Genomic DNA, 12,291 nt, shown 5'->3' with positions numbered 1-12,291 from the left:
GGTTTGCCGCCTTCCTGCACGCCAAATTATTCAGGGTATTGATAAAAACTATCAGCCACGTGAAACCGCTGGTCGCTCAGCGCTGCTGCCCTGGCCCCAGTAATCCAATAATTTTTTCTGTGCGCCGCTTTCCTGAATCACTTTCATGGCATCCAGTACCGCGCTGCGCATGGTGACGTTGTCTTTAGCGATCGGGAAACCGACCATGATCGGCAGATCAACAGTAAAGGCGCTGGCGAGTGTGGGATCGGCTTTCGCGATAGCGCGGGCGGAGCCTGCTTCAGTGAGATAAATATCCGCACGACCGCTTTTCACTGCCTGAATGCTGTTATCGGTGTTCTGCACCATCAGCATGCTGACTTCTGGCTTACCAGCAGCGCTGCATTTCTGACTTTGCTCAGGCACCAGTTTGGTGGCTTCGTAGGTGCCTGCAGCAGCGGCAACGGTTTTGCCACAAAGATCATCGACACTATTAATTTTCTTAGGATTACCTTTGGCGACCACGGAACCATCCTGCACTTGCACGGAGGCAACGAAAGCGATCTGCTTCAGGCGCTCATCAGTGACGTATAACATCGGGCCAATATCAGCACGACCGCTGGTGATAGAGGTCAATAACACGTTGAATGAGCCGTTTTGATAGGTATGTTTGAAGCCAAGGCAGCTGCTGATGCGCTCAAAAAGGGACGGATCCAAGCCTTCTATAATACTGGGATCTTTTTCAGATGGCGCTTCGAAGCCTTTGGTGTAGCCCCAAGGCCGACAACCACCTCTTTACCAACCAAAGAGGTGTATTTCGTTTGCAACGTTTTGCACTGCGTCATGGCGGCAAAGTCGCTGGCGGTGGGTGTAACAGGATCGGTGGCAGCGTGTGCGCTGGATAAGCCAGTAAGTAACGTACCGGTGATACCGGATAACAACAACGCGAGACGAGCAAATTTCATAATAAGGTTCCCTGGTGCTGATGAATGAGTAAGCGATGACCTTGATACTTATGAACGTTTAGGGCTTTTTCTTGATGGGTGTGTGCTATCCCCCATCCCAACCTTCCCCTGCATGGGAGAGGAATGAAGTCGGGGGCGGTCAGCACAATGTTGCTAAACAGCCTGCACAATCTAATATCCGCGCACCGTATCAACCTGATTGCGCAGTGGCGTTTGCTGGCGATAGCGCGCCAGGTTATCAATAAAAACGTCAAGACAGCTTTCGAGATAGGCGCTGTGATCGTCCAAACTGCAATGTGGTGTCATGATTACGCCCGGCGTGCCCCACAACGGATCGTCCTGCGGCAGCGGCTCTTGCGGATAAACATCCAGCACTGCACCGGCTAACTCGCCTGCGGTCAGCATTTCGCGTAGTGCGGTGTAATCAAACACATCTGCACGACCCACAATCACCACACCAGCATGCGCAGACAACAGCCCCAAACGACGGCGATCAAACAGCTGATGTGTTTGAGGTGTCAGTGGCAGCGTCGAAACCAAGACATCGACCTGCGGTAAAAAATCGTCCACGTCATCAATGGTGATGCAGCCCGCTACGTCAGCCTCACACTTGCCGCTGCGCGTCACGCCCAGCACGCGATAACCTTGCGCGCTTAGCAAATTAGCGGCGGCCGCACCGATGCCACCAACACCTAGCAGCATCACGGTTTTACCCCGTGCGCAGCCGCCAAAGCTGGGACGCCACAGACGCAACGTCTGATCCTGTAAAAACCCCGGCATGCCAAAATTGAACATTAGCGACGCCATCAAAATAAATTCAGCGCCTTTATCGCCATGCACACCTGAGGCGTTAGTCAGCGTGATGCCGTCGCGCCAATGCGCCAGCCATTGCTCTACACCGGCTGACATGACCTGTACCCAGCCGAGGCGCGGCGTGTCGAAGCTATCAATCTCCAACTTGCGTCCAGACCACAGAATGTCGCTCTCGACAAGAAAAGAGGCGGTTTGTGTGGGATCGCTGTTTTCGGTCAGGGTAAATTGATCTTTCAACTGCGGATGATCGTCCAGCGCCTGACGCAGACGCGCGAGCGTCAGCTGTAATGCACTGACAGCGTTAGCATCGTTTTCAATATGAATATTCATTAGCGCATCGCCGTGACTTCCATCTCGACCAGTAGGTCAGGATGGTTGAGTTGAATACCCACAGTGGCGCGGGCCGGGAAAGGGAACGTGAAAAATTCGCTGTAAGCGGCGTTCATCTCGCTGAAGGTGGTGAGATCGGTTAGATAAATGGTCACGCGGACGACGTTATCGAACGACATCTTGGCTTCGCCTAACAAATCGCCCACGTTTTTCATGACCTGACGCGTCTGGCTGGTAATGTCGTTACCGACGATGCTGCTGCTGTAAGGATCGATAGCAACCTGTCCCGAAATAAACAGCATCGGTTCGTGAAGGACGGCTGCAGAAAGCGGCGCTGGACCCATCGGACGGTCGGCGGCGTTCATACCTGGATAAGTAATCGCGGTTTTCATGGTCGTTTTCCGAACAAAACTGTTTCACCGCAATTTCGTATACGATCATACCGGTGTCAATGTTCGATTTTTGACCATAAGGTCAAAAAGGTGATTTATGTCACATATCAAGGAAGGGTGTGTTTAATTTTAATTGTTTGAAAATATTGTATTTAATCTGAATTCGGATGCTGAAGAGTCGAGTGGATTTATTTCGTATACGATTTTCTTATCTTAAACCTATCGACACCGGGGAAGGGTTCCAGGCCGCTCAGGATTTCCGGCTGCACAACACGCGGTCAAAGGGTATACTGGCGCACTCTTTTTCATCTAGCCGAATCGCGTGCGAATTCAACATGCAAAAGTTTGATACCAAGACCTTTCAGGGCCTGATCCTGACCTTGCAGGATTACTGGGCGCGTCAGGGCTGCACCATCGTTCAACCGCTGGACATGGAAGTGGGCGCTGGCACATCTCATCCAATGACTTGCCTGCGTGCTATCGGCCCGGAGCCGATTGCTACCGCTTATGTGCAGCCGTCACGCCGTCCAACCGACGGTCGCTACGGTGAAAACCCGAACCGTTTACAGCACTATTACCAGTTCCAGGTGATGATCAAGCCTTCTCCAGACAACATTCAGGAGCTTTACCTTGGGTCGCTGAGAGAACTGGGTCTGGACCCAACGGTGCACGATATTCGCTTCGTTGAAGATAACTGGGAAAACCCAACGCTGGGCGCATGGGGATTGGGCTGGGAAGTCTGGCTCAACGGCATGGAAGTGACGCAGTTCACCTACTTCCAGCAAGTGGGTGGCCTGGAATGCAAACCCGTTACCGGTGAAATCACCTACGGCCTTGAGCGCCTGGCGATGTATATCCAAAGCGTCGACAGTGTTTACGATTTGGTGTGGAGCGATGGCCCGCTGGGTAAAACCACTTACGGCGACGTGTTCCATCAGAACGAAGTAGAACAATCTACTTACAACTTCGAATACGCCGACGTCGATTTCCTGTTCTCCTGCTTCGAGCAGTATGAGAAAGAAGCACAGATGCTGTTAGCGCTGGAAAAACCGCTGCCGCTGCCCGCTTACGAACGCATTCTGAAAGCCGCACACAGCTTTAACCTGCTGGATGCGCGCAAGGCGATCTCAGTGACCGAGCGTCAGCGTTATATTCTGCGTATCCGCACCCTGACCAAAGCCGTGGCTGAAGCGTATTACGCTTCCCGCGAGGCGCTGGGCTTCCCGATGTGCAAAGACAAAAAGTAAGAGGCAGCCATGACAGATAAAACCTTCCTGGTGGAAATTGGCACCGAAGAGCTGCCACCGAAAGCCCTGCGCAGTCTGGCGGAAGCCTTTGCTGCTCAGGTCACCGCTGAACTGGATGCAGCGAATCTGGCTCACGGCGAAGTGAGCTGGTTTGCTTCGCCGCGCCGTCTGGCGCTGAAAGTCGCCACATTGAGTGCTGCACAGCCAGATCGTGAAGTTGAAAAACGCGGCCCGGCGATTGCCGCCGCTTTTGATGCCGAAGGCAATGCCACTAAAGCGGCTGAAGGCTGGGCGCGTGGCAACGGCATTACCGTTGATCAAGCAGAACGCTTGAGCACCGACAAAGGCGAATGGCTGGTTCACCGTGCGCAAGTTAAAGGTGAAACGGCGCAAGCGCTGCTGCCGGCGATGATCGCCACGGCGCTGAGCAAGCTGCCAGTACCAAAGCTGATGCGCTGGGGTGCGAGCGACGTACAGTTCGTGCGTCCGGTGCATACCGTGACGCTGCTGTTGGGCGATGAGCTGATTCCAGGCACCATTTTAGGCATTGAGTCTGCACGCATTATTCGCGGGCACCGCTTCATGGGCGAGAAAGAGATCACGCTTGAGAATGCCGATCAGTATCCAGAAATTTTGGAAAAACGCGGCCAGGTGATCGCAAATTATCAGACGCGTAAAGCGATGATCAAAGCGGATGCCGAAGCGGCGGCACGTCAATTGGGCGGCGTCGCGGATCTGAGCGATAGCCTGCTGGAAGAGGTGACTTCGCTGGTGGAGTGGCCGGTGGTGCTGACCGCAACCTTTGAAGAGAAATTCCTCAAGGTTCCGGCTGAAGCGCTGGTTTACACCATGAAAGGTGACCAGAAATATTTCCCGGTTTACGACAATGACGGCAACCTGTTGCCGAACTTCATTTTCGTCACCAACATCGAATCCAGCGATCCACAGCAGATTATTTCCGGTAATGAAAAAGTGGTTCGCCCACGTCTGGCGGATGCGGAATTCTTCTTCAATAACGATCGGAAAAAGCGTCTGGAAGATAATCTGCCGCGCCTTGAAACCGTGCTATTCCAGAAAGATCTGGGCACGCTGCGTGATAAAACCGATCGTATTCAGGCTTTAGCAGGCTGGATTGCTGCGCAGATTGGCGCAGACGTTAATCATGCGACGCGCGCCGGTTTGCTGTCGAAGTGTGACCTGATGACCAATATGGTGTTTGAGTTCACCGACACGCAAGGCGTGATGGGCATGCACTACGCGCGCCATGATGGCGAAGCCGAAGACGTCGCGGTGGCGCTGAACGAGCAATACCAGCCGCGTTTCGCGGGTGATGAATTGCCATCCAGCCCTGTTGCTTGCGCATTGGCGATTGCTGACAAAATGGACACGCTGGCAGGTATTTTCGGTATTGGCCAGCATCCGAAAGGTGATAAAGATCCGTTCGCGCTGCGCCGTGCCGCGCTGGGCGTGCTGCGTATTATCGTCGAGAAGAACCTGCCGCTCGACCTGCAAACGCTGACCGAAGAAGCTGTGCGTTTATATGGTACCAAGCTGAGCAATGCCAAAGCGGTTGATGATGTTATCGACTTTATGCTGGGACGTTTCCGCAGCTGGTATCAGGAAGAGGGTCACAGCATTGATACGCTGCAAGCGGTGTTGGCGCGTCGTCCAACGCGTCCGGCTGACTTTGATGCGCGCATGAAAGCGGTATCGCATTTCCGTACGCTGGAAGCTGCCGCAGCGTTGGCAGCAGCCAACAAGCGTGTGTCTAACATTCTGGCTAAATCGACGGAAACCCTGAACGACAGCGTGCAGGCTTCGCTGCTGAAAGAGAATGAAGAGATCCAGTTGGCGACCTTCGTGACCGCTTTGAGCAGTAAACTGCAACCTTACTTCGCGGAAGGCCGTTATCAGGATGCGCTAATTGAACTGGCGCAACTGCGTGAAGCGGTAGATAACTTCTTCGATAAAGTCATGGTTAATGCAGAAGATCCCGCCGTGCGCGTTAACCGTTTGACGCTGCTGTCGAAATTGCGTGAACTGTTCTTACAGGTCGCGGACATTTCACTGTTGCAGTAAGCTGAATTCATAATCTAAAAAGGGAGACGAAGATCATCGTCTCCCTTTTTTATGGTGCATTCTGGCTTTAATCATTTTTAAAAAAGCTTTCCTGTCCCACTCTTCTGGCTCACCACTTTCCACCCCTTCTTTTAATCGCGCTTTTAGGGTGTCCAGTTGCGTATTAGCCTGCTTTTCACGTCCCGTCCCGCACCATTTCGCTTTGCGTACGGCAGTCGCCTGATTCATTCAGTGATTCAACAAACTTACGAAGTTCATCAGCTAAATCAAACGCCTGGTACGCACCACTATCGTTATCTGATGTAAGAGTATTTCTTACATCCTGGCTTATTTTTGGGCAAGGCTGAACAGGCGATGTGTTATGGATCAGGCTGAAGGTGGCGTAGTGCGCGCGAAACTTTCGCGCTTAAACAGCGTTTCGGCCAGCTTGACCAGCGCCGGGCGATTCACGCACCAGTTAGGCACCACACGGCGGAAGTTGAGATAACCAATCATGCAGCCCACAGCGATATCGGCGAGGTTAACCTGCTCACTGTTGAGGTGTTTTTTCTCGGCGGCATTTTTTCCAGCATATCGAGGCCACGCTGAATTTTCTCACGGTTGCGCAACAGTACCTCTTCAGATTGCAGATCGCCGGGACGCAGTTGTTCCCGCACGATCACCAAAGCTGCATCGCTGACACCGTCCGCCAGCTTTTCCAGTTGGCGAATGTGTAAGGCTGCAAGGGGGTCATCAGGTAATAACGCAGGTGCGTCGCCACGGAGTTCGAGGAATTCGGCAATGATTGAGGAATCAAACCAGATCTGATGATCGTCAGCTACCAACGCAGGCACTTTCCCTAACGGATTGTATTGAGGAACGTGGCTTTCATCGCTGTAGGGCGATGCATTTACGAACTCAAATATGATGCCTTTTTCCAGCATGATGATGGAAATCTTACGTACAAACGGGCTGGTATAGCTGCCAATCAGTTTCATTAAGGGCCTCCAATAGACGTTTAACTACCTACACGACTTGCCTGAAAATTACTGTTCACCCGGAAATAAGAACGGATTGAGGCTGCTACGAGCAAAACCTTCCTGTTCCATGCGTGCATCTAACACCAGCGAGGCGAGATCGTCCGCCACGGGGTCAACCGCAGGATTTTTTCCTGATACAACAGCTTGAGATAAGTGCCGCAATCACCACAGCTTTCCGCTTTCACTGCCGCTCGCTCGCTGTCCAGCGACCAGTAATGCAGATCGCGTGTTTGCTCGCAATAAGTACATTTGTTGTGCGTAACATACCATTCGCTTTCGCACAGATTGCAGTGCAGATAGCGTGAACTGTCGTTAGGGTCCATGTGAACGACGCTGGCAACGGGCTTGCTGGCGCAAACCGGGCAGAACTGACGCTGTTCGCCATATTCGGCACGCGCTTTGCCAGGGATCAGCGATGCCATTTGCGCCCAGTAAATCGACAGCGCTGCCCAAATAAACGGGGATTTGTCGCTGCTGACCTGCGCAAATTCACCGGCAAACAGCGCGCTGGCAAGCGTTTCCAGCTCGCTTGCCGACGCCTTTTCCAGATTCTCCAGCACCGCCAGCGCCTGACCGCTCATCTCTGGTTTAAGTTCGGCAATCAGCGAGTGCAGCAAACGGTGCCAGTGCAGGTCACGCGGCAAAGTGTGAATATCCAGCGGCGGTTTCTCTTCGCTGGCGCTTTGTACCAGTCGGGCATGCAAATCCATGTGGAGCGGATGATCATAAAGGACAATCTCTTGCGCCTCGGCAATGACCGCGGCAAAGCGCAGATAGTCACCCAGTGGATTTTTTGCCGCCAGATCGCGCAATCGCGCCGCGCGTCGACTGTATAAATTTTTCAGCCTGGGGAAAAGTAATGGCGGAATCATCTCCGCCGTCGTTTTATCGCTCTTCTCCGGCTGGTCTTGCGGGATTATGCGAATACTCATCAGGGGCGTATTTCCTGTTTTTTGGCCGATTACGCTGCTTACGATACCCGCGAGGATGCTGCTGTCTCGCCCAGTTTAACGAGACCCAGCCTTCCGTCATCGCAGTAAGGGTGCCTTTGACCCAAAGCGCGGCATAAATGTGCACCATAATGACGATAATCAGTGCCGCTGCCGACACCGAATGCACCACCAACGCCAGGCGAATCAACGGAATGGCAAACGCGCCAGCAAAGCAAGGGCGTCAGATGACAATGCCGCTGACAAGCAGCAGGACTAAGCTGATGATAGCAGCCCAGAACCGACCTTTCTGACCAAAGTTATCTCTACCGGTGTCACCGTCCTCTTCGTTCAGGACGATTTTATCGATGTTTTTTGCCCAGAACCGATCTTTCCAGTTAACCGGGTTATGTTTCCAGTAATACATAAACATCAGTATGAATGCAGTAAATATCACGACACCAACACCAAGCAGAACGCCAGAATTTAGTGATTAATGCGCGGTGTAGCGTACAAAGCGATCGCGCTTTTTCATGACGGGTTTCTTTATCGTTACCGCTTTGTGCTGTTAGCTTGTCGCCGTTGCGGTGTGGGTTCAGAATAAGCGGTGGCTTGAAAAGCGACGCGATAATGCCTTTTATTCATTGTGGTTTTAGTCGGACAAAGACAAAGTGAAACGAAACGAAGCGGAAAGTGACATGAACGAGATCGAGATCGTGGGGCTGCAAAAAACCCAGGTCTGGCAGCGCAGCGATTTAGCGCAATCACAAGCCGATTGGTTAGCGGAAGAGGTGCCGATAGCGCTGGTCTACAACGGTATTTCGCACGTTGTGATGATGGCGACACCCAAAGATCTTGAGGCATTCGCGCTGGGCTTTTCGCTTTCAGAGGGCATTATTGATGCGCCCAACGAGATTTTTGGTCTGGATGTGGTGCCGAACTGCAACGGCATAGAAGTGCAGATTGAGCTTTCCAGCCGCCGTTTTATGGCGCTAAAAGAGCAGCGCCGAGCGTTAGCTGGCCGCACGGGCTGCGGCGTGTGCGGTGTCGAACAGTTGGATCAGATTGGTAAACCGGTCACGCCGCTGCCTTTCACGCAGACTTTTGAACTGGCTAATTTGGATCGGGCGTTAGGGCAGCTGAAAGATTTTCAGCCGGTTGGCCAGAGAACCGGCTGTACGCATGCAGCGGCGTGGATTCAACCCAACGGCGAACTGGCGGGCGGGAGTGAAGACGTTGGACGTCACGTGGCGCTGGATAAGCTGTTGGGCTATCGCAGCCAAACCCACTGGAATCAGGGCGCGGTGCTGGTTTCCAGCCGCGCCAGTTATGAGATGGTGCAGAAGTCAGCGATGTGCGGCGTTGAAATCTTGTTTGCCGTTTCTGCGGCAACACGCCTTGCCGTTGACGTGGCGGAACGATGCAATTTAACACTGGTTGGCTTTAGCAAGCCGGGTCGCGCGACCATCTACACCCATCCACAGCGGCTGATTTAAACCATTAACACCTGCGGCAAAACCTGGTGTAGCGCCTCAAGCGCCGCAGGTTTGTCGCCGCCATTATCGGTAATCAACAGATCAATCTCTTGCGGTGGCGCGTACACCGTGCGGCTAACCACGCCTAACTTGCTGTGATCGGCCAGCAAATAGCACTGTTTTGACTGGTTTACCATGGCGCGGGCAATGGCGGCTTCATGGGGATGAAAGCTGGTTGCCCCGCTTTTTGCGTCAATGCCAACCGGTGAAAGCAGGGCGACATCGGCACGATAACGCATGATCTCGCCAACGGTAATCTCACCGCGCGTTTGATGTGCGCCTGCGCTCATATTTCCGCCCAATAAAATAATCTGATTATTCAGGCTCTCATGCTCTTCTCCCGCGCTAAGCGCCAGCGCGGCTTGCAAGCTGTTGGTCAAAATGGTCAGGCCGGACATGGTGCGTAACGCTTCTGCCAGTAACGTGGTGGTGCTGCCAGCATCCAGAAACAGCGTTTGGCCTGGCTGTAATAATTGCGCTGCCGCTTGAGCTATCGCCTGTTTCTCTTTCGCTTGTGCTGCTCGACGCACGGTTAGCGGCGGCTCCGGCTGCGTAGCAATGGCCACTAAACCACCATGTACCCGGCGCGCCAGCCCTTGGGCTTCCAGCTCAATGATGTCGCGCCGCGCCGTCTCACGTGAAATGCCCAGCTCTTTGATGATGCGCTCAGTACTGACTTGATTGAGCGTACTCAACAAGGCGCGAATACGGTGAAGGCGCGTTTCCTGCAACATGAAAAATTCCTTATGAAGCGTTCAGAGATACCTTGAACATCTGCCTAAGCTTACCTGAGCGCACTAACGGCGTCATGTGTATTTAGTTGTATTTGTGTATTTGGTTGCATTTAAAATAAAAGCAGGCAAGATGGCTTTATCAGCTGCATCCCTTTTACCTTCGCAACGGGAGTGATCATGGTTACGCGTTCTACCATCATGGATACCAACAGTTTTCGGGCAGAAGATGCTGAGGCGCTGGACGTCGATACGCGAAAGCTAACCGATAAACGCAGCAAAGTGCTGGGCGAATCGTATCGCCTGTTCTACCGCAAACCGGTGCATCTGGTGCGCGGCGAAGGGCAATATTTGTGGGATGCGGCGGGTGATAAATATCTCGACGTTTACAACAACGTGGCGAGCATCGGGCATTGTCATCCCGCAGTGATTGACGCGGTCACGCAGCAGATGAAAATGCTGAATACCCACACGCGTTATCTGCATGAAAACATTCTCAACTACAGCGAAGAATTGCTGGCGACCACCCCGGATGAGATCGATCGCGCCATGTATATGTGCACGGGTTCAGAAGCCAACGATTTGGCAATTCGCGTAGCGCGTGCCTTTAGCGGCGGAACTGGCATCATTGTTACCAAAGAGGCGTATCACGGCACCAGCGAACTGACATCAGGCGCGTCGCCCGCGTTGGGAAGCGGTCAACCTTTGGCAGCGACCACGCGTTTAGTGATGCCGCCGGATGCGTATCGTGTCGATGCGCCAGATTTAGGCGAATGGTTCGCCACGGAAATTCAAAAGCAAATCGATGACATGAAAGCACACGGCATTAAATTTGCTGGCTTCCTCGCGGACTCGATTTTCTCCTCAGACGGCGTGTTGCCTAACCCGCGTGGCTTCCTGAAAAAAGCGGTCGATGTGGTACATGCCAACGGCGGTATTTTTATCGCTGATGAAGTGCAGCCAGGCTTTGGGCGAACCGGTGATGCGTTCTGGGGCTTTGGTCGTCATGATGTAGTGCCAGATGTGATTACCACCGGTAAACCGATGGGCAACGGCATTCCTGTTTCTGGCTTGCTGGCGAAAAGTGATGTGCTGGCGGCGTTCAGCGACGAGATTCCTTACTTCAACACCTTTGGTGGCAATCCGGTGGCGATGGCGGCGGCGCAGGCGGTGTTGAAAGTGATCAAAGAAGAAGGGTTACAGGAGCACAGCCGTATAGTGGGCGCGAAGTTACACGCTGAGTTGAGCAAATTAATGGCGCGATTTGAATGCGTCGGTGACGTGCGCGGTGCCGGATTGTTTATCGGCTTTGAGCTGGTAGAAGATCGCAGCAGCAAAAAGCCGGACAAAACACTGGCATTGAACGTGATTGAGAAACTCCGTGAGCATCGCGTGTTGACTTCAGTAGCCGGGCCTTACGGCAACGTATTGAAGCTGCGCCCACCGTTGGCATTTCAGGAAAGCGATATTGACTGGCTGGTTGGCGCATTAGACAAATCACTGCGCGAATTAGGCAAATAACAGAAAAATGTAAACCGGCGGCGTAATTGCTGCCGGTTTACTGTTACGCCGCCGTCTCGCGGGCGAAAATCGATTCCATCTTCTGCCAGGCTTCCGCGACATCATTATCCAGATTGAATAAGCCGGATGTCCCCACGATAAACACCTCTACGCCAGAAGCGGCGACCTGTTTAAAGGTTTTGGCGTTGCAGGAACCGTCTATCTCAGTCAAATAGTGGAAGTCATGTTCTTTACGCATTTCAATCAATTTGCGAATTTTATCCAGCGTTTCCGGGATGAATTTTTGTCCGGCAAAACCGGGATCAACTGACATTACCGTCACTTTATCTAATAAATGTGCATATTCTCGAATGCTATCAGCGGGTGTTGCCGGGTTTAATACCACGCCGCAGCGCCGACCCGCCTCTTTGATCTGCGTTAATAAGCGAAATATTTTATTGTTCGCGGTTTCCGGGTGAAAGCTAATGATATCTGCACCGGATTCAATGCACAGGGGAATAATATCTTCTGGATGATTAACCATTAGATGTACATCAATCGGGACGTCTGTGATTTTTCGCAGATTCTCAATAAAGAAGGGGGACAGCGTAATATTTTTAACGTAGCTGCCATCCATAATATCAACATGATAAAAAGCTGCGTGATTATTCATGGCTTCAATCTGTTCGCGAAAGCGGGTTAAATCCATGCACATCAGCGAAGGGGAAAATTTGGCGATCATAGTGATTCCTCATTATATGAGCGGCTTAGG

At 52.5% G+C, this 12,291-nt stretch carries 10 protein-coding genes and 4 pseudogenes; 4 read left to right on the top strand and 10 right to left on the bottom strand.

Annotated features, from left to right (window positions below):
- Positions 1-51: 51 nt before the first annotated feature.
- The 4 genes from KQP84_RS21505 to KQP84_RS21495 form a co-directional block, all read right to left on the bottom strand.
- On the bottom strand, positions 52-696 hold the full coding sequence (locus KQP84_RS21505) for a transporter substrate-binding domain-containing protein (RefSeq protein ID WP_252515323.1): 645 nt from the start codon (positions 694-696) through the stop codon (positions 52-54).
- 5 nt (positions 697-701) lie between these two features.
- Complete coding sequence (locus tag KQP84_RS25565) at positions 702-944, bottom strand: hypothetical protein (RefSeq protein WP_252515322.1); 243 nt, start codon at positions 942-944, stop codon at positions 702-704.
- Positions 945-1,115: 171 nt separating this feature from the next.
- Positions 1,116-2,087 (bottom strand): D-2-hydroxyacid dehydrogenase, encoded by a 972-nt coding sequence (locus tag KQP84_RS21500; RefSeq protein ID WP_215848049.1) that lies wholly within the window; start codon positions 2,085-2,087, stop codon positions 1,116-1,118.
- Entirely contained in the window at positions 2,087-2,479 is a 393-nt protein-coding gene (locus tag KQP84_RS21495; protein WP_215848048.1) for a RidA family protein, read from the bottom strand. The genes KQP84_RS21500 and KQP84_RS21495 overlap by 1 nt, the downstream gene beginning before the upstream one ends.
- A 335-nt stretch (positions 2,480-2,814) precedes the next feature.
- On the opposite strand from KQP84_RS21495, the gene glyQ reads away from it, so the two are divergent.
- Complete coding sequence (gene glyQ, locus KQP84_RS21490; protein ID WP_215848047.1) at positions 2,815-3,726, top strand: glycine--tRNA ligase subunit alpha; 912 nt, start codon at positions 2,815-2,817, stop codon at positions 3,724-3,726.
- Between the two features lie 9 nt (positions 3,727-3,735).
- Entirely contained in the window at positions 3,736-5,805 is a 2,070-nt protein-coding gene (glyS, locus tag KQP84_RS21485; RefSeq protein ID WP_215848046.1) for a glycine--tRNA ligase subunit beta, read from the top strand.
- A gap of 33 nt (positions 5,806-5,838) precedes the next feature.
- On the opposite strand, the pseudogene KQP84_RS21480 reads toward glyS, so the two are convergent.
- From KQP84_RS21480 to KQP84_RS21465, 4 pseudogenes are all read right to left on the bottom strand, one after another.
- Positions 5,839-6,037: pseudogene (locus tag KQP84_RS21480) on the bottom strand (ribbon-helix-helix domain-containing protein).
- Between the two features lie 134 nt (positions 6,038-6,171).
- Positions 6,172-6,782: pseudogene (locus tag KQP84_RS21475) on the bottom strand (glutathione S-transferase).
- Between the two features lie 126 nt (positions 6,783-6,908).
- Positions 6,909-7,696, bottom strand: a pseudogene (gene fdhE / locus KQP84_RS21470) (formate dehydrogenase accessory protein FdhE); the annotation flags it as partial.
- Positions 7,697-7,709: 13 nt separating this feature from the next.
- Positions 7,710-8,219: pseudogene (locus KQP84_RS21465) on the bottom strand (cytochrome b/b6 domain-containing protein); the annotation flags it as partial.
- Positions 8,220-8,451: 232 nt separating this feature from the next.
- Between KQP84_RS21465 and fdhD the strand changes: the two are divergent.
- Complete coding sequence (gene fdhD / locus KQP84_RS21460; RefSeq protein WP_215848045.1) at positions 8,452-9,249, top strand: formate dehydrogenase accessory sulfurtransferase FdhD; 798 nt, start codon at positions 8,452-8,454, stop codon at positions 9,247-9,249.
- Here the strand turns inward: fdhD and KQP84_RS21455 are convergent.
- Entirely contained in the window at positions 9,246-10,022 is a 777-nt protein-coding gene (locus tag KQP84_RS21455) for a DeoR/GlpR family DNA-binding transcription regulator (protein ID WP_215848044.1), read from the bottom strand. The two genes, fdhD and KQP84_RS21455, sit on opposite strands and share 4 nt — an antisense overlap.
- 177 nt (positions 10,023-10,199) lie before the next feature.
- Here KQP84_RS21455 and KQP84_RS21450 point away from each other — a divergent pair, with 177 nt between their 5' ends.
- Positions 10,200-11,540 (top strand): aspartate aminotransferase family protein, encoded by a 1,341-nt coding sequence (locus KQP84_RS21450; protein ID WP_215848043.1) that lies wholly within the window; start codon positions 10,200-10,202, stop codon positions 11,538-11,540.
- 43 nt (positions 11,541-11,583) lie between these two features.
- Here the strand turns inward: KQP84_RS21450 and alsE are convergent, their stop codons facing one another.
- A complete protein-coding gene (alsE, locus tag KQP84_RS21445) occupies positions 11,584-12,261 on the bottom strand; it encodes a D-allulose 6-phosphate 3-epimerase (protein ID WP_215848042.1) in 678 nt (225 codons plus the stop codon).
- Positions 12,262-12,291 lie beyond the last annotated feature (30 nt).

The sequence above is a fragment of the Candidatus Pantoea bituminis genome (genome assembly GCF_018842675.1).
In the GTDB taxonomy this organism is placed as follows: domain Bacteria; phylum Pseudomonadota; class Gammaproteobacteria; order Enterobacterales; family Enterobacteriaceae; genus Pantoea; species Pantoea phytostimulans.
Note: the sequence above shows the minus strand (reverse complement) of the source record. Positions and strands in the feature narration are given on the sequence as shown.

Excerpts from the sequence above, each read along its gene's own strand:
- glyS (WP_215848046.1), top strand. The coding sequence starts at position 3,736 with ATGACAGATAAAACCTTCCTGGTGGAAATTGGCACCGAAGAGCTGCCA.
- KQP84_RS21500 (WP_215848049.1), bottom strand. The coding sequence starts at position 2,087 with ATGAATATTCATATTGAAAACGATGCTAACGCTGTCAGTGCATTACAG.
- glyQ (WP_215848047.1), top strand. The coding sequence starts at position 2,815 with ATGCAAAAGTTTGATACCAAGACCTTTCAGGGCCTGATCCTGACCTTG.
- KQP84_RS25565 (WP_252515322.1), bottom strand. The coding sequence starts at position 944 with ATGAAATTTGCTCGTCTCGCGTTGTTGTTATCCGGTATCACCGGTACG.
- KQP84_RS21495 (WP_215848048.1), bottom strand. The coding sequence starts at position 2,479 with ATGAAAACCGCGATTACTTATCCAGGTATGAACGCCGCCGACCGTCCG.
- KQP84_RS21455 (WP_215848044.1), bottom strand. The coding sequence starts at position 10,022 with ATGTTGCAGGAAACGCGCCTTCACCGTATTCGCGCCTTGTTGAGTACG.
- KQP84_RS21450 (WP_215848043.1), top strand. The coding sequence starts at position 10,200 with ATGGTTACGCGTTCTACCATCATGGATACCAACAGTTTTCGGGCAGAA.
- fdhD (WP_215848045.1), top strand. The coding sequence starts at position 8,452 with ATGAACGAGATCGAGATCGTGGGGCTGCAAAAAACCCAGGTCTGGCAG.
- alsE (WP_215848042.1), bottom strand. The coding sequence starts at position 12,261 with ATGATCGCCAAATTTTCCCCTTCGCTGATGTGCATGGATTTAACCCGC.